General features: G+C 64.1%; 17 protein-coding genes. 15 read left to right on the top strand and 2 right to left on the bottom strand.

Going from position 1 to position 17,300, the window contains the following annotated elements:
* The first annotated feature begins 29 nt into the window (after window positions 1–29).
* Together GO591_RS13930 and GO591_RS13925 are read left to right on the top strand one after the other, a co-directional pair.
* On the top strand, window positions 30–992 hold the full coding sequence (locus GO591_RS13930) for a MaoC family dehydratase (protein WP_157157369.1): 963 nt from the start codon (window positions 30–32) through the stop codon (window positions 990–992).
* Between the two features lie 106 nt (window positions 993–1,098).
* Window positions 1,099–2,289, top strand: a complete 1,191-nt coding sequence (locus tag GO591_RS13925) for an acyl-CoA dehydrogenase family protein (RefSeq protein ID WP_157157368.1) — start codon at window positions 1,099–1,101, stop codon at window positions 2,287–2,289.
* Window positions 2,290–2,355: 66 nt separating this feature from the next.
* Here the strand turns inward: GO591_RS13925 and GO591_RS16160 are convergent, their stop codons facing one another.
* Together GO591_RS16160 and GO591_RS13915 are read right to left on the bottom strand one after the other, a co-directional pair.
* A complete protein-coding gene (locus GO591_RS16160) occupies window positions 2,356–3,126 on the bottom strand; it encodes an alpha/beta fold hydrolase (RefSeq protein WP_370455356.1) in 771 nt (256 codons plus the stop codon).
* Window positions 3,127–3,272: 146 nt separating this feature from the next.
* Window positions 3,273–3,836, bottom strand: coding sequence for a cysteine hydrolase family protein (locus tag GO591_RS13915; protein WP_157157366.1), 564 nt, complete (start codon window positions 3,834–3,836; stop codon window positions 3,273–3,275).
* A 123-nt stretch (window positions 3,837–3,959) separates the two neighbouring features.
* Between GO591_RS13915 and GO591_RS13910 the strand changes: the two genes are divergently transcribed.
* From GO591_RS13910 to GO591_RS13850, 13 genes are all read left to right on the top strand, one after another.
* Window positions 3,960–5,318 (top strand): MFS transporter, encoded by a 1,359-nt coding sequence (locus GO591_RS13910; protein WP_157157365.1) that lies wholly within the window; start codon window positions 3,960–3,962, stop codon window positions 5,316–5,318.
* 76 nt (window positions 5,319–5,394) lie between these two features.
* Complete coding sequence (locus tag GO591_RS13905; RefSeq protein ID WP_232466187.1) at window positions 5,395–6,231, top strand: MBL fold metallo-hydrolase; 837 nt, start codon at window positions 5,395–5,397, stop codon at window positions 6,229–6,231.
* Window positions 6,232–6,459: 228 nt separating this feature from the next.
* Window positions 6,460–7,101: a biotin transporter BioY gene (locus GO591_RS13900; protein ID WP_157157364.1), complete on the top strand. Its 642-nt coding sequence runs from the start codon at window positions 6,460–6,462 to the stop codon at window positions 7,099–7,101.
* Window positions 7,101–8,657: a carboxyl transferase domain-containing protein gene (locus GO591_RS13895; RefSeq protein WP_157157363.1), complete on the top strand. Its 1,557-nt coding sequence runs from the start codon at window positions 7,101–7,103 to the stop codon at window positions 8,655–8,657. The genes GO591_RS13900 and GO591_RS13895 overlap by 1 nt, the downstream gene beginning before the upstream one ends.
* A 5-nt stretch (window positions 8,658–8,662) precedes the next feature.
* On the top strand, window positions 8,663–10,654 hold the full coding sequence (locus GO591_RS13890; RefSeq protein ID WP_157157362.1) for an acetyl/propionyl/methylcrotonyl-CoA carboxylase subunit alpha: 1,992 nt from the start codon (window positions 8,663–8,665) through the stop codon (window positions 10,652–10,654).
* A complete protein-coding gene (locus GO591_RS13885; RefSeq protein ID WP_157157361.1) occupies window positions 10,651–11,136 on the top strand; it encodes a MaoC family dehydratase in 486 nt (161 codons plus the stop codon). Before GO591_RS13890 ends, GO591_RS13885 begins: the two co-directional genes overlap by 4 nt.
* Window positions 11,133–11,927 (top strand): HpcH/HpaI aldolase/citrate lyase family protein, encoded by a 795-nt coding sequence (locus GO591_RS13880; RefSeq protein ID WP_157157360.1) that lies wholly within the window; start codon window positions 11,133–11,135, stop codon window positions 11,925–11,927. Before GO591_RS13885 ends, GO591_RS13880 begins: the two co-directional genes overlap by 4 nt.
* Before the next feature lie 132 nt (window positions 11,928–12,059).
* The gene (locus GO591_RS13875; RefSeq protein ID WP_157157356.1) at window positions 12,060–12,836 is read left to right on the top strand and encodes an electron transfer flavoprotein subunit beta/FixA family protein; all 777 of its coding nucleotides are present in this window, start codon (window positions 12,060–12,062) and stop codon (window positions 12,834–12,836) included.
* A gap of 14 nt (window positions 12,837–12,850) precedes the next feature.
* A complete protein-coding gene (locus GO591_RS13870) occupies window positions 12,851–13,834 on the top strand; it encodes an electron transfer flavoprotein subunit alpha/FixB family protein (RefSeq protein WP_157157357.1) in 984 nt (327 codons plus the stop codon).
* Between the two features lie 7 nt (window positions 13,835–13,841).
* On the top strand, window positions 13,842–15,491 hold the full coding sequence (locus tag GO591_RS13865; protein ID WP_157157358.1) for a cytochrome b/b6 domain-containing protein: 1,650 nt from the start codon (window positions 13,842–13,844) through the stop codon (window positions 15,489–15,491).
* A 117-nt stretch (window positions 15,492–15,608) separates the two neighbouring features.
* Window positions 15,609–16,313, top strand: a complete 705-nt coding sequence (locus GO591_RS13860; RefSeq protein WP_157157947.1) for a CoA transferase subunit A — start codon at window positions 15,609–15,611, stop codon at window positions 16,311–16,313.
* A gap of 2 nt (window positions 16,314–16,315) precedes the next feature.
* Window positions 16,316–16,978, top strand: coding sequence for a 3-oxoacid CoA-transferase subunit B (locus tag GO591_RS13855; protein WP_157157946.1), 663 nt, complete (start codon window positions 16,316–16,318; stop codon window positions 16,976–16,978).
* Window positions 16,975–17,199: a thiolase family protein gene (locus tag GO591_RS13850; protein ID WP_157157359.1), complete on the top strand. Its 225-nt coding sequence runs from the start codon at window positions 16,975–16,977 to the stop codon at window positions 17,197–17,199. Before GO591_RS13855 ends, GO591_RS13850 begins: the two co-directional genes overlap by 4 nt.
* Window positions 17,200–17,300: the final 101 nt, after the last annotated feature.

Below are 17,300 nucleotides of genomic sequence, written 5' to 3'. Positions count from 1 at the left end.
CCGCCGAACTTTAACGTCAGGAGATCCGCGTGAGAGCAGATGAAGGACCGTACTTCGACGAGCTCAAGGTGGGAGACACATTCGATAGCGCGCCGAGCCTGACGCTGACCTCCGGACGCGCGGCAGCGCACCAAGCGATCCTTGGCAGTCGGCTTCGGCTTTCGCTCGACGCGCATCTATCGCGGGCGACGGCGGGCGTCGAGCTCGCGGATCCGGCATTCGTCTGGGATGTAGCGATAGGCCAGTCCACGGTGGTCACCCGGCGGGTAATTGCAAACCTCTTCTACAGGGGGCTCGCCTTCCATCACCTGCCCTCAACCGGTGACACGCTACACACCCTGACAGAAGTCGTCGGCCTGCGTCAGGCCTCGAGTCGTCCCGCTGGTCTCGCTGCCTTGCGTGTAACGACGCGAGACCAGGACGACCGGCTTGTACTCGACTTCTGGCGTTGCGCGATGCTGCCACTCAGCTCACCCGACGTGCGGACCGGCTTCTCGGATGATCTGGGCACCGTAGGAAGTGAAGGGTCCGTCGAGCCGATCATGAACGCGGTTCGCAGCTGGAACCTCGACGCACTCCCGGATGCTCCCACCATTGTTGCCGGCGACTCCTGGGCACTCAACGCTGGCGACGTCGTCACCAGCGCCCCGGAATTGGCTCGCCTGACACTCAACGTGGCTCACGTTCACCATGATCGGTTCGCGCAGCCGAACGGTCGGCTCGTTTACGGCGGTCACACCATCGGGATCGCCCTCGCGCAGGTAACTCGCACACTTCCCGACATCATCACTGTCGCGGCCTGGCACAGTTGCGACCACAGCGGCCCGGTTCGTGAAGGTGACACGCTCGCATCAACTATCTCGGTGGAGGATGTAGCCGAAGTCGGTGAGGGATTGCGCGCGCTGACGCTACGGGTACTCGTGTATGCGAAGAGGGCGGAGGCCCAGAATGACCAAGTTCTCGACTGGAGGTTCGTTGCTCTAAGCCGGTGAGCTCTGGGTCGAGGATTGCGCTCGTCCATCAAGGTATACATAAAAACAGGGAAAAGTCCGGGTCCCGGGGGACGCGGACTGTGGGCCCTCGACGGAACGGAATGCAATGACTCGCTTAGTAACCACCGATGGCCTCACTGACGTGCAGGAGGAGATCCTCCGGACAGTTCGTGATTTCGTTGATAAGGAAATTCTTCCTGTAGCAAACAGTTTGGAGCATGCGGACGAATATCCAACCGAGATCATCGAGGCTCTCAAGGACCTCGGCATCTTCGGCATCACAATACCCGAGGAGTATGGAGGTCTTGGCGAGTCGGTCCTCACATACGCCCTCGTGGTTGAGGAGATCGCCCGCGGGTGGATGAGCGTAGCGGGGGTCATCAACACCCACTTCATCGTCGCCTACCTACTCGTCCAGCACGGCACTGAAGAACAAAAGGCAAAGTATCTTCCGCGTATGGCCACCGGCGAGGTGCGCGGCGCATTCTCTATGTCCGAACCCGGGTTGGGTTCGGATGTCGCAGCGGTGTCTACGAAAGCAACGCGACAGGCTGACGGCTCATATGCAATAACCGGTCAGAAGATGTGGGTGACCAATGGAGCCACGTCCACTCTCGTCGCGTTGCTCGCAAAGACTGATGAGGGGTCGGAGAGTCCGTACCGTAACCTGACCACGTTTCTCGTTGAGAAAGAGCCGGGCTTCGGTGAGACTGCACAAGGCATCACCGTTCCAGGCAAGATCGAAAAAATGGGCTACAAGGGGGTGGAGACAACGGAGCTGGTCCTCGACGGCCACAACATCGCCTCGGATCAGATCTTGGGGGGCGCCGCTGGCCGTGGTTTTTACCAGATGATGGACGGCGTGGAGGTTGGCCGGGTCAATGTCGGCGGGCGCGCCGTTGGCATCGCCAACCGGGCTTTTGAGCTTGCGATCGAGTACGCCCAGCAGCGTGAGACCTTCGGAAAGCGGATCGCCGATCACCAAGCCATTTTGTTTCGATTGGCGGAGATGGCAACCAAAGTCGAAGCCGCGCATGCAATGGTCGTTCGAGCCGCACGGAAGAAGGATGCCGGCGAGCGCAACGACGTGGAAGCGGGTATGGCCAAGATGCTCGCCTCGGAGTATTGCAACGAGGTCGTGGAGGCCTCGTTCCGTATCCACGGCGGATATGGCTACTCCAAGGAGTTTGAGATTGAGCGTTTGTACCGCGAGGCGGCATTCATGCTGATCGGCGAAGGTACTTCTGATATCCAGAAGATGATCATCGGGCGCGCTCTTCTCCGCGCGTACAGCTAGAGCAGGCTTTTCGGACCTCCCGAACGAGTACGCGGCCGGTGATGCAGGCGAACGCGCCGTGGAATTTCAGGGCAGCCTTGAGCCCTTGCGCGCCGATTCCCACGCCGCTCGGACTATGTCGGCGACCTCGATGGGCCGTGAGCTCTGCAAGGAGTGTGCGGAGCTGTCCAGATGGATAACTCTGACTTCGGGGCAGCGATCGCGAACTTGTCTGATGTCGCCGTGAGTGACGATGCCCGACCGGCCGACCACCAATGTCAATCTGGCCTGAACGAGGCTAAGCAGCGGCCACATCCCGCTGTGGTCAGTCGGCGACCAGGAACCCGGGCCCCCATGCAAATCTGAGCGCCAGCGCCAGCGCCCGTCATCACCCTCGACAGCGTTGTGCCAGACTGCGGAGTACAGAGACGGCCGGGCCGGCCCGCGGCTAAGGTTTTGCGCGTGTTCGAGCATCGCGTCAAACGAGGGGAAGGATACTGGACCATTCAGCAGGGAGAGCGAACTGGGCCGTCTCTTGCCAAGGTTACGCACGCGAATCCCAGAGTTCGGTGTCACATCCACCAGAACCAGCTGGGGAACGAGGTCGGGGCGCTGCACAGCGAGCTGAATTCCAGTAAGCCCCCCCAATGACATCCCCACAAGCACCTTCGGCGTAATCGCAAGTTCATCAAGCAGCCGAATGACCGCGCTGGCGTTGGCGCTCGGGCCGTAGTCGTGGTCGACGCGCCACGCCGACCTACCGTGACCCGGCAGATCGATCGCGACAGACGGCTTGTCGAGCGCAACTATGACTGGGTCCCATGTGTGGGCATTTTGACCACCGCCGTGCAAGAACACTGTTTCCGCTGGGTGGCTTCCGCTTCCCCATATGAGCGCACTCAGGTGACGGTCGTCGCCGTCGTGCCTCTTCACGGGTGGGAGGGCACCGCCAAATCCCACTCGCTTGGCGACATCAGGAAGCCATGCGAACTCATCGGTAGTCACTATCCGAGCGCGGAAATCCAGTTGGCCGTCGAAGTGACCTCCGCTTGCCGTGGAAAGACCTTCTCCGTCAAGACGCTATGAACCTCAGGATCATCGTCCGCACAAGCGTCTTCCAGCACGACAATCCGGTAATCGAGATCGGCGGCCTGCCGCAGAGTTGATAGGACAACACCGGAGGTCGCCACACCGCTGAGCGCGATCTCCCGAACGCCGAACCCCCTGAGCAGCTCTTGCAAATCGCTGCCCGCGAATGCACTCACCCGACGTTTGGTCACGAGGATGTCCGACGCCTCGACATCAACAAGTTCATGCACGCCGGTGGCTGGGTTCGCCTCGGTGAAATCAAACGCTTCGCTCAACGGACCAAAAATACGGTTACTGGCGTCAACCTCGGGATAACCCGGCCGGAACCTCACCCGCACGTGGATTACCGGCACCCCCTTCTCACGAGCCCGCGCCGACGCCTCGTTAGCCCGCGCCAAGACATTGTCGTCGCCGCCGAAAGCGGGAACGACGATCGGCATAAAATCCATGAGCAGCAGTGCACTTTTGATCTGAGACATGTGTAACTCCCCTTTGAGTTAACTCCGGAGAACCGCACGTTCCCGGTATCCAATTGATATACGGTATACTGGATCTATTAATGCATTACCTGGGGTAACTTGACAAGGCCATCGGCGCATCCGGTGCGCGGACGCCTCCTTCTCCCGACGTTGGCACTGGTCACGAGCATCACCGCGCTCGTGACCAGTCTAGGCGCGCCCCTGGTGCCAGCACTCGCAGTAACATTCATCGTGTCGTTCGCCGACGCCCAGTGGACGCTTACGATTGCCCTCCTCGCCGGAGCGATCTCCGTGCCTCTCCTCGGCCGACTGGCGACGGGCTCCAAGGCGACGTGGGTTGTAATCGTGACCTTGGCTTTGGTCGGCTCGGGTTTGTTCGTAGCAGCTATCACTCAGTCGTTCGTCGTTCTCCTCGTGGCACGCGGCGTCCAGGGAATCGGCTTGGGGCTGGTGCCCGTCACCATGACCCTCGCGCGCCGACTACTTCCGGCCTCAAGTGCCCCGAGGGCGCTTGCCATCCTTTCAGTTAGCACCCTTGTAGGTGCGGGTTTCGGATATCCTCTCGCAGCCTGGGTTGCTGAGGAGTTCGGCGTTTCCATGGCCTACTTCGCTGGGATGATCCTCGTCGCGGCGACCATTGTCCTGGTGTTCTTGGTAATACCTCGTCGAGATGACTCTCCCCGTGTGCAATTGGACTGGCCAGGAGTGATCCTTCTGGGCATCGGCGTCTGCGCAGTCCTCCTGCTTCTTTCCTCGCTTGGCCTTTGGCAAGGTTGGGCAGTAATAACGTTGATCGTCACCTCAATCGCAGCGCTAGCAGCATGGGTCGGCAGGTCTCTCCACACGGCCGCGCCCTTGGTCGATCTGCGGCTCGCCCTGCGTCGCGACATTGGGGGCGTGCACCTCACTGGCGCATTAGCCGGGACGGGTATGTATGTCCTACTTAGCGTTGTGATGCTGGTCGTGCAAGCGCCGGAGGCGCTAGGCGGCTTTGCCCAGCCGATCACAATCGCAGGACTACTACTCGTGCCCTATTCGATCATGAGCCTCGTCGGAAGTTACGGCGCTCGGGCGCTGAGTGCAAAGGGTGGTCCGGCAACGACTCTCGCCATCGGTTGTCTTGCTTTCGCGGTTGCAATGTTGGGGCTAGTCGTGCTTCCGGATTCATTGGTCGTGCTCTTCCTGATGATGACGTTGGCAGGGGTTGGAGGCGGTGGCGTCTTCGCCATGTTGCCAATAGCGATTGCTCGAGCGGTCCCATTCCACGAGTTGGGAAGCGCATTGGCGTTCAATCAGCTTTTGAAGTTTGTCGGGTTTGCGAGTGGCAGCGCGCTCGCCGGAGCAATGACCTCATGGGCGCCCGCGGGCGGCGGCACCTCGGCAGGTTCAGTCGCTGACGTAACCCTGATAATAGGAGGAGCCATCTGGATTCTCGCGGGCCTCGCCACGTGGCTGACGCGCCTGCGGCGGCTTGGCGGCTAGCAATTCCTCGTGCTTGCGTGCCTGGGGTTCTCTGCGCGTAGGCCGACATACACGCAGAGACAAGGTGGTGGTCCCAGTGATAGACAGGCACATGATTGCCGGGATACGCATGGAGGGGTGGACGGAGCACGCAGTCCGGGTTCTCGCCGACAACGCCGGCCCGATGACTCTGGAGGGCACCAACTCGCTCGTCGTGCAATCGCCCTCATCGGATCGGGTCGTCGTGGTGGATCCGGGACCGGACCACGGGGAGCACCTGCGCACTCTTGTCGGGTGCGGCGAGGTTGAACTGATACTGCTGACGCACCATCACACTGACCACACCGAGGGTGCCGTGACACTGTCGCGGATGACAGGCGCAACGGTGCGCGCATTCGACGCCGAGCTCTGCGTGGATGCACCCCCGCTTCGAGACCGCGAGGTGATACGCGCTGGAGGGCACGAGATAGAGGTAGTCGCGACACCGGGCCACACCACCGACTCGGTGTGCTTCCACGTCAGCGGCGGTGCCCCACATGCGGGCGCGGACGGGGTCATGCTGACCGGTGACACGATCCTCGGGCGGGGCACGACCGTGCTGCTAGGCGGTGATGATGCTCTAAGTGATTATCTTCGATCACTGACCCGGCTGAGACAGTTCGGTCCAGTGGCAGTCTTGCCCGGACACGGTGGAATGCATCCCTCCCTCACTGTGGTCTGCGACCAGATTTTGGCGCACCGTCAATCACGCATAGCAGAGGTGCGAGCGGCTTTGCGAGCGCTCGCGATGGTAGCCGCGACGGATGAGGCGACCATCGCGACGATCGTCGAGCACGTGTACGGCGCTGTCGACGAGGGGCTACTTCCCGCGGCGCGCCATAGCGCCCGAGCACAACTGCAGTATCTGATCAGTGAGGACAGGGACGCGCTGTAGGCGTCGTTCCGTGCCGGTCCATGGAGCGCGGCGGCTCACTCTCGATAAAGCGGAACGCGATATGACCAATATCCCGTGGTGCGTTACGCGGCTGCGCAGCAAATCGGCAGAGTACCCGGCGAAGCGCAGCGGTTGGGCGGTGCGATCGAAAAACCGTCCTAGACAATTTAGGTTACCATCCGGTAACCTAAATTCAGTTACTACTTGATAACCCAATGGAGGGTAAGAATGTCCACGGCAATCACTCATCCGAGTCAGACGCTCGTAGGCGGAGCTCTCGTTGGTCGCTCGCAGCGCTGGGCGGTGGAAATTGGCGTCGTCGCAAGTGGAGTCGTGCTTGTCGCTCTCCTCGCGAAAGTCAGTATCTTTTTGGGTCCCGTTCCGCTTTCAGGGCAGACGCTCGGCGTCCTGCTTGTCGGCGCTGCCTTCGGCGCCGCTCGTGGGGCGGTCACAATGTTCTTCTACGCGGTGCTCGGTCTCGCGGGTCTCCCGATATTTGCGGGCCCCGGCGCCGGGCTCGGCTACCTGCTGTCGCCCTCATTCGGCTTCATCCTTGGCTTCATTCCCTGCGCCTGGATCGTGGGGCGGCTCGCGGAGCGCGGCTGGGATCGAACTTTCGGGCGCGGTATCTTCGCGAACACCGTCGCAAGCATCGTGCCCTTCGCGCTCGGGGTACCCTACATGGCCGCCATCCTCGCGCTTGGCGGCCAAGCGCCGTCGTTCGTTCAGGCGATGGAATGGGGAGTGCTCCCGTTCCTCCCGGGCGGCGTCCTAAAGGCAATCATCGCTGCACTCGCCCTCCCGCTGGCGTGGTCGGTGCACCGTCGCCTGGCCCGCTTCAACGAACGCAGCGAAGGCGGTCGGAGCTGATGTCCACGACCTACGCAGAACTTATCGCTGAGCTGCACGAGCGCCGGGAAGCGGCCGCGGTAGGAGGACCGGCGAATTCGCGCGAGAAACACAGGGCCCGGGGCAAGCTACTCGCACGCGAGCGCCTCGATGCGCTGTTGGATGTGGGTAGCCCATTCCTCGAGGTGGCTCCGCTCGCCGGCTTCGACATGTATGGAGACGACGCTCCGGCCGGTGGTGTCGTCGCGGGGATCGGCTTGATCCAGGGTCGCCACGTCATGGTGGTGGCTAATGACGCAACCGTGAAGGGCGGTACGTACTACCCGATCACCGTGAAGAAGCATCTGCGTGCACAGGAGATCGCGGCTGAAAACCGATTGCCGTGCATCTACCTCGTGGACTCCGGCGGTGCATTCCTGCCGATGCAGGACGAGGTATTCCCCGACCGCGACCACTTTGGGCGGATCTTCTACAATCAGGCACGGATGTCCCGGGACGGCATCCCTCAGATCGCGGCAGTGCTCGGATCCAGTACCGCGGGCGGCGCTTACGTGCCGGCGATGAGCGACGAGACGGTCATCGTCCGCAACCAAGGCACGATTTTCCTTGGAGGGCCGCCGCTCGTGAAGGCCGCGACTGGTGAGATCGTCACGGCCGAGGACCTCGGCGGCGGCGTCGTGCACTCTCGGGTGTCAGGGGTCACCGACCACCTCGCCGAGAATGACGAGCACGCGCTGCAGATTGTGCGTGACATCGTTGCGACCCTCCCGCCGACGCCGCCGCTGCCACATCCACTAGAGGCGACTATCGAGCCGGAGAAATCGCCGGCGACGCTCACGGACGTGGTACCAGTCGAGCTGACCACGCCGTACGACGCGCGGGAGATAATCACCCGGATCATCGATGCCGGCACATTGCACGAGTTCAAACGCGAGTACGGCACCACCCTGATCACCGGGTTCGCCCGCATTCACGGCCACCGTGTCGGCATCCTGGCCAATAACGGCGTGCTGTTCGGTGAGTCTGCGCTGAAAGGGGCACACTTCATCGAACTGTGCGATCAGCGCGGCATCCCGCTGCTGTTCCTGCAGAACATCACTGGCTTCATGGTGGGCCGCGAGTACGAGTCCGGCGGTATCGCCAAGCACGGCGCGAAGATGGTTAACGCTGTCGCCTGCGCATCAGTGCCGAAGCTTACCGTCGTCGTTGGCGGCTCGTTTGGCGCCGGCACGTACTCAATGTGCGGGCGTGCCTACTCGCCGCGCTTCCTCTGGTTGTGGCCCGGCGCGCGTGTTTCAGTGATGGGCGGCCCGCAGGCGGCGTCCGTGCTGTCGACCGTTCGCCGCGATCAGATCGAGGGCGCCGGCGGCGAGTGGAGCGCCGAGGAGGAGGCCGACTTCCAGGCTCCGATTCGGGAACAGTACGAGCACCAGGGCAGCCCCTACTATTCCACGGCTCGATTGTGGGACGACGGGATCATCGAACCCTCTCAGACTCGCGACATCGTCGCGCTCGCCCTCGATGTATGCATGCGAGCACCCTTCGACGCGCCGGGCTACGGCGTTTTCAGGATGTGAGCGCCATGTTCAAAACCGTATTGATCGCCAATCGCGGCGAGATCGCTTGCCGGGTGATTGGCACGCTTCGCAAGCTTGGGATCCGCGCAGTGGCCGTGTACAGCGATGCGGATGCCGACGCCCGTCACGTGCGCCTTGCTGATGTCGCCGTGCGGCTCGGTCCTGCCCCCGCTGCGCAGAGCTACCTAGACATTCCCGCCGTGATCGCGGCGGCGAAGGCAGCCGGGGCGGAGGCGATCCACCCCGGATACGGCTTCCTCGCCGAGAACGCCGCGTTCGCCCAGGCGTGCGAGAACGCCGGGATCATCTTCATCGGTCCCACGCCGCACGCGATCTCGGTGATGGGTGACAAGATCACCGCGAAGCTCGCTGTGCAGGAGCGCAACGTGCCAACGGTTCCTGGCATCGCCAGGCCGGGATTGACGAATGCTGAGCTCGCCGCCGCGGCAGATGAGGTGGGTTACCCCCTGTTGATCAAACCCTCCGCGGGCGGTGGGGGTAAGGGGATGCACGTCGTGGAGTCCGCAGATCAGCTCGTCACGTCCCTCGCGGCCGCGCGGCGGGAGGCCGCGGCAAGCTTCGGTGATGACGCGCTCTTCCTCGAGCGGTACGTGCTGACACCGCGCCACATCGAGGTACAGGTGCTCGCGGATGCGCACGGCAACGTCATTCATCTGGGCGAGCGAGAGTGTTCGCTCCAGCGCCGGCATCAGAAGGTGATCGAAGAGGCGCCCTCCCCGCTCCTCGACGGGGCCACACGTGCGCGTATCGGCGAGGCGGCCTGCGAAACAGCCCGCAGCGTCGGGTACCGCGGTGCGGGGACGGTCGAGTTTATTGTCGCCGCCGACCGCCCGGACGAGTTCTTCTTCATGGAGATGAACACCCGTCTACAGGTGGAGCACCCGGTGACCGAGGAGATCACCGGCGTGGACCTCGTTGAGCAGCAGCTGCGGATTGCAGCAGGCGAGCCGCTCGCGCTCCGGCAGGAGGACGTCGTGCTGCGTGGCCACTCGATCGAGGCACGCGTCTATGCGGAGGACCCGGCCGCGGGTTTCCTGCCCACCGGTGGGACTGTTACCAAGGTGCGGCATCCCCGGGCGGAGGGCGTGCGTGTGGACACCGCGATCGAGGACGGATTGGCGGTCTCGGTCGATTACGACCCCATGCTCGCCAAGGTGATTACCTGGGGGCACGACAGGGAAGAGGCGCGACGTCGGATGGTGCGCGCGCTTGAGGACACCGCAGTGGTGGGATTCACCACCAACGTCGAGTTCCTACGCGCGCTGCTTGAGCTTCCCCCGGTCATCGCTGGCGACCTCGACACTGGGCTAATCGCGCGCGAGTTCGACGGGATTGCCTTCGCCAGTCCGGACGACCGGACGTTCCAGGAAGCCGCCCTGATTTTGGATGTCGCGCGGAGTGCCGCATCCGATCCCTGGGGACGTCGGGACGGCTGGCGTCTGGGCAACCCCGCACCGCGACGGTTCCCGCTCGCCGCGGTCGGCACCGTGCAGACCGTGCGTCTCGCGGGTACCCTCGATGCCCCACTTGTCATCACCGACTCCGGAGAGAGCCCGGGGCAGGTCCGCTGGCACGGCGACGACCGCGTCACCGTGACCATCGGTGGCGTCGCGCGAACCTTTATCGCCATCGTTGTTGGCCAGCATGAGGTACACCTCACGCGAGAGGGCGCCGTATTCACGCTCACACTTGCCGTGACCGATCACACGACGGACGGCGAGGTGAATTCGAACCCGACGCTCGAGTCTCCGATGCCAGGCACGGTCGTCCTCACACCGGTCGGCGACGGTGATGTCGTGGCGGTGGGTGACGCGGTGATCGTGGTCGAGGCGATGAAGATGGAGCATGTTATCCGCGCGAACATCGCGGGTGATGTGACACTGCACGCGGCGGTGGGGAACACCGTGACGCGCGGGCAGACTCTGGCGGTCATCACCCCGACCACCAATAACACCGACGGCGAGGAGGCGGCATGACCGAGAAACGCATCGTGCAGCGAGGCCTGTACTTCGACGAGATGGAGGCAGGGGAGGTGTATGTTCATAGCCCCGGTCGCACGGTAACCGAGGCCGACAACGTACTGTTCACGACTCTCACCATGAACGCCCAATCGCTGCATCTGGACGCCGCATGGTCGGCCGAAACCGAATTCGGCGAACGGCTCGTGAACAGCATGTTCACGCTGTCGACCATGGTCGGACTTTCAGTCTCGCAGCTCACCCAGGGGACAATCGTGGCGAACCTCGGCTTCGGCGAGGTTGCCTTCCCGACGCCGGTCAGGGTCGGCGACACCATCTATGCCGAAACGCTGATCGAATCAAAGCGGCCGTCGGCGTCGCGGCCGAACCAAGGCATCGTCGTATTCCAGCACACCCTCCGCAATCAGGACCGCGTCGTCGTCGCGATGGCGAAGCGCTCGACGCTGATGCAGGTCTCGCCGGAAGGTGGGGTCAAATGACACTCGGACCTGCCATTCTGTTCTGCCCGGCCGATCGACCAGATCGGTTCGAGAAGGCGGCGAGAGCGGCGGATGCCGTCATTCTCGACCTCGAGGATGCGGTTGCGGCTGCCGACAGGCCAGCAGCACGGGCGTACGTCGCAGCTTCGACCTTGGACCCAGCGTCCACGATCGTGCGGGTCAACGCCGTCGACACAGTCGAGCACGCGCTTGACCTCGAGACGCTCAGCGGCGCGCCATTTCGCACTCTCATGCTCGCGAAGGCGGAATCCGCCGCGCAGCTCGACCACCTGCACGAGGCAGACTATAGCGTCATCGCTCTTTGCGAGACAGCGGCCGGGATCGAGAACGTCAGCGAGATCGCCCGGCATCCGGCAGTAGTCGCCCTGATGTGGGGCGCGGAGGATCTCATCGTCAGTATGGCTGGTCGCTCCAGCCGGTTCACGGACGGCCGCTACCGTGACGTGGCACGGTATGCCCGCTCGCGCCTGCTGGTCGCGGCTGCCGCTGCTGGGAAGGATGCGATCGACGCTGTCCACGTCGACATCGCCGATGTCGCCGGGCTGCGCGCGGAGTCGGAGGATGCAGCACAATCCGGGTTCGCAGCGACCGCCTGCATCCATCCCGCCCAAGCCAATGTGATCCGTGAGGCCTATGGGGTGGGGTTTGAAGAGCGCGAGTGGGCGGAAGCCGTGTTGGCGGAGGCGCGCATAGCGCCGGGGGTCTTCCGCTTTCGCGGCCGGATGATCGACGAGCCCATCCTGCGACAAGCTAGACGAATTGTCGGCTGATGCCCAGTGGCGGGCGTGGACCGTTTCGATGGAATTCGCCCATCGTCGAGTGGGGAGCGGTGGGACGCTCATTCTCTGAGTGGGTGATTGCGACAGCCGTCGCGACCAACATGGCGGCGTGAGGAGATCTTGATGAAAATTATCGTTTTGGTGAAAGAGGTTCCCGACACGTACGGGGATCGCAAGCTCGACCTGGAGACGGGGCTCGCCGATCGCGCCGCCGGGGATGTCGTGCTCGATGAGATCGGGGAGCGCTCGCTCGAGGTCGCGCTCTCGTTTGCGGATAAGAACGCCGACACCGAGGTAGTGGTGCTGTCGATGGCTCCTGAAACCGCCGCAGCGACCTTGCGCAAGGGGCTCGCGATGGGCGCGGCATCCGCTGTGCAAATTTCCGACGAGGCACTCTCAGGCGCGGACCTCGGGCTCACCGCCGAGGTACTCGCCGCCGCAATCCAGCGCACCGGGTTCGATCTGGTGATCGCCGGGAACCTGTCCACCGACGGCACGGGCGGCGTTCTCCCGGCGATGGTCGCCGAATTGCTCGGGGTGCCTCACGCCACTTCGCTGACCTCGATCGAGATCGCCGCAGACACCGTGACCGGGGTTCGCTCAACGGACGGCGGCACGATGCAGGTGAGCGCACCGCTCCCGGCCGTGGTGTCGATCACGGAGGCGCTGCCGGATGCGCGGTTCCCGAACTTCAAGGGGATCATGGCGGCGAAAAAGAAGCCGTTCGAGACGCTGTCTCTGGCCGATCTTTCGATCGATACGGATGGTTCGGAGGCCGCACGGTCGATCATGATCGCGATCGCGGAGAAGCCGGCCCGCGACGCTGGCGTGAAGATTGTCGACGAGGGGGACGCGGGCGAGCAGCTCGCCGATTTCCTCCTGCAGAACCGACTCGTGTGAGGAACTAACTAACCATGACCGATTACGCAGCAGATTCCATTCTCGTCCTGGTCGAGCTGACGCCGTCCGGCGGGCTCGCGGGCAACGCGGCGGGCCTTCTGGGCGCGGCCGCTCAGGTCGGCACCCCGGTGGCGCTGGTGGTGACCGCGCCAGGTGCGGGGGATGCCGCAGCCGACGCCGCTGGCGCTCTGGGTGCCGCGAACGTGGTCGTCGCTGAGAACGCAGATCCGGCAAGCTTGACCGTGCCGGTGGTTGATGCTCTCGTCGCGGCCGTGGATGCGGTGCGTCCAGATGCGGTGCTGATCTCGAACTCGATCGCGGGGCGGGATGTCGCGGGTCGGTTCGCCGCTCGCACCCGGTCTGGCCTTGCCGTCGACGCGATCGGCGTGTCCCGGGATGCCGAGGGGATCGTGGCTCACCACTCGGTGTACGGCGGTGCCTACAACGTCGACTCCGCGGTGACTTGGGGTGCCCCGGTGATCACTATCCGTCAGGGCTCGATCGATGCCCGCGCCGAGGCGCGCACCCCTACCGTCGACACCCTGTCGGTGACCGCATCGGGCAAGCCCGCGGCATCCATTCTGTCCTTTGACTCGGTCGTCGAGGCCTCCAGCCGTCCCGAGCTGCGCGGCGCGGCGAAGGTTGTCGCCGGCGGGCGAGGCCTGGGCTCGGAGGATAAATTCGTGCTGGTGGAGCAGCTCGCCGACGCCCTCGGCGCGGCCGTCGGCGCGTCCCGTGCGGCGGTCGACGCCGGTTACATCCCGCAGTCGCACCAGGTCGGCCAGACCGGGGTGTCGGTGGCGCCGCAGCTGTATGTCGCGCTGGGCATCTCCGGGGCGATCCAGCACCGGGCCGGCATGCAGACCTCGAAGACGATCGTCGCGATCAACAAGGATGCGGATGCCCCGATCTTCGAGATCGCAGACTTCGGTGTCGTCGGCGACCTTTTCACCGTCGTGCCGCAGCTGATCGCTGCCCTCGATTCGAAGAAGGCATAGATCCAACATGGCAACCTATGTACGGTCGATCCGGCAAGGTCTCCCGCGGTGGCACGGCGGTGCCCCCTGGCCACCGGCCGGCGACGCACCGGACGCGGATGCCGCGGTCAACGCGGACTCGGTCGTAGCCGAACACGCTGTGGACATGTCGGCGGATGCCGCGATGCCCGCGGCGACCCTGACCGCAGAAATGCCGACCGGCCTCACCAAGATGAAGCCGGCCGCGGCGCCGACTGTGGCGCAGCAGGCAGCGACCGCCGCTCCGGCCGGAGGCCTGTGGCCCATCCGTCGCGGCCTGCCGCGAGTTGCCGGCGGCGAACCGTGGCCCCCATCGGGCGCAGCGGGCATGCCCGCCGCAGCCGCGTCCGTCGTCGCTGCGGCGCCGGCTGCTGCTGCCACTTCGACTCGGAACGTGGCAACACAGGCTGCCGCCGCCGAGCAGGCTACGGCCGCCGCGACGACTCCGACCGCCGGGGCATCCGATCATCCGCTCCGTCGCGGCCTGCCGCGCGTCAAGGGCGGCAACCCGTGGCCACTTGCCGGGTTCGTGCCCGCCCGCGTTGTCGCGAAATCCGGGGCATTGGTGGCACCGGATGAGGTCGCACCCGCACCGACCGCACGGGTCGAGGTCACCCCAGCCGCGGCGGCATCCGTCCCCGCTCCGTCCCCGACTCGTTCCGCCGCGCCGACTCGTCCGTCGGCGCCAGTCCGCCCGCGTCCGGCGACCGCGCCTGCCCGGGAGCCCGGACGGTTTGGCGCCTTCACTGGTGGGCAGTTGCTGGGTCTCGCCCTCATCGGCGGCTTCGCGCTGCTGTTCGCGGCGATGGTCGCGGTGGTCTCCGCAGCCTGGTTCCGGAACCTGCCAGTCATGCAGGATTTCCTTACCACTTATCCGGGCGAGTACCACCTGCCTGATGGTGCGACCCCCGGATTCCCGGTATGGGTGCAGTGGCAGCACTTCTTTAACGTGTTCCTGATGGTGTTGATCATCCGCTCCGGACTGCAGGTGCGCACCGAGAAACGACCAACCGCGTTCTGGACGCCACGCTGGTCGAAGAACGGCAGGGGCAAGATCAGCCTGGCGCTCTGGTTCCACCAGTCGCTGGATGTCCTGTGGCTGCTGAACGGGGTGATCTTCGTGGTGATGCTCTTTATCACCGGACACTGGATGCGGATCGTGCCGACCAGCTGGGAGGTCTTCCCCAACGCCTTCTCCGCCGCGCTGCAGTACCTGTCGCTGAACTGGCCGACCGAGAACGGTTGGGTCAACTACAACAGTCTGCAACAGATCATGTACTTCCTCACCGTGTTCATCGCTGCGCCGGTCGCGGCGATCACCGGCGTGCGGATGTCGGGGATGTGGCCGAAGAACGCGAAGACGCTCAACCGGATCTACCCCGTCGAGCTGGCGCGGGCGATCCACTTCCCGGTGATGCTGTACTTCGTGGCGTTCATCATCGTGCACGTCGCGCTCGTGTTCGCGACCGGGGCGTTGCGGAACCTGAACCACATGTACGGCGGCACCGACGTCATGAACTGGGCGGGATTCTGGATCTTCTTCGTCTCACTGCTCATCATTGTGGGCGGCTGGATCGCGGCCCGGCCGATTCTGCTCGCACCGATCGCCCGACTGTCCGGCAAAGTTAGCGCGCGCTGAGGCGTGGGTCGCGGAAGGACATACGCCTCCACACTTGGGATGTTAAGACGCCGTGCCCGCAGGCGCGGGAACGAATGCGATGACTAGCCGCATTTATGAGGGGAAGGGCTGATTATGGTGTCCAAACTATGGAGGAGCGCGGCGGAGGCTCTGGCGGGGGCCACCCGGGACGGCATGACAGTCGCCGTTGGCGGCTTCGGGCTCAGCGGCATCCCGATCAATTTGATTGAGGCGCTTCGGGACAGTGGCGCCCGCGAGCTCGTGGTGGTTTCGAACAACATGGGCGTCGATGGCAAGGGCCTGGGCTTGCTGCTGGAGAACGGGCAGGTCCGGAAGGTGCTCTCGTCCTACGTTGGGGAGAACCGGTTGTTCGCCGACCAGTATCTAGCAGGAGCCCTCGAAGTGGAATTCGTGCCGCAGGGAACCCTGGCTGAGCGACTCCGGGCGGGCGGCGCGGGCATCCCGGCGTTCTATACGCCGACCGGGGTCGGTACCGCCGTCGCCGAGGGAAAGCCGGAGGGGACTTTTGATGGGCAGCGCGCGATCCTCGAGCGCGGGATCGTCGCCGACATCTCACTAGTGCGAGCGCATCGTGCAGACGCCGAGGGCAATCTCCGTTACCGGCTCACCGCACGCAATTTCAACCCGTTGGTCGCCGCTGCCGGCCGACTGACGATCGCCGAAGCGGAAGAAGTCATCGAGGGATACCTCGATCCTGAGGAGATTGTGACCCCGGGTGTGTTCGTGAACCGGGTGATCAAGGTGGAGAACCGCATGAAAGACATCGAGCAGCGGACCGTGCGCGTCCGCGAGGAGGCGTGACCATGTGGACACGTGATGAGATGGCCGCAATCGCGGCCCGAGAGCTAGAGGACGGCCAGTACGTCAACCTGGGGATCGGCATCCCCACCCTCGTGGCAAATCATCTTCCCGAGGGGGTCCACGTGACCCTGCAGAGCGAGAACGGGCTGCTGGGCATGGGGCCGTTCCCCTTCGACGGTGACGAAGACGCCGACCTGATCAACGCAGGCAAGCAAACAGTCACGATCCTCCCCGGCGGCAGCGTGTTCGACTCCGCGTCCTCTTTCGGGATGATCCGCGGCGGTCACGTGCAGACCGCGGTTCTCGGGGCCCTGCAGGTCTCGCAGTTCGGCGACCTCGCCAACTGGATGATTCCGGGGAAGATGGTCAAAGGAATGGGCGGCGCGATGGACCTCGTCGCGGGCACACCGTATGTCATTGTGATTACCGAGCACGTAGCGAAAGACGGCAGCCCGAAAATCGTCACGGAATGCGACTTGCCGCTCACCGGAGTTCGTGTCGTTGACAGGATCATCAGCGACCGGGCGGTCTTCACCGTTGGGGCGGACGGACTCACCCTGGTCGACGTCGCGCCAGGCGAATCGATCGACGGGCTGCGTGACATCACCGGAGCCCCATTCAATATTGGTGCGGAGCTTCAGCAGCGGATGGAGAAGATCGCATGACTGCGATCATCGCTGGGTACGCCCGGACGCCATTCGTCAGATTCAATGGCCAGTTCGCCACGGTGTCAGCGACGACTCTGGGTGCGCACGCCGTTCGCGCCGCGCTTCAGCGAGCGGAGGTCGACGCCGAGGACGTCGACCGGGTGTTCGATCTTGACCCGGGTGTGCTCGTGACCGCGACGGCGACCGATGCGCCGCCTCCGAGGACGGTAATGAAGTGAGTCCTGAGTACATCGAGAGTGGAATGGCAACTGGCAGAGCAGGGTGTTCTCGGCCGGGCGAGCGTCGTTATGTGCACCGGAGAGCACGTTAGATTGGCATC

Origin of the sequence: Diaminobutyricimonas sp. LJ205 (assembly GCF_009755725.1) — a bacterium.
GTDB lineage: Bacteria > Actinomycetota > Actinomycetes > Actinomycetales > Microbacteriaceae > Ruicaihuangia.
Note: the sequence above shows the minus strand (reverse complement) of the source record. Positions and strands in the feature narration are given on the sequence as shown.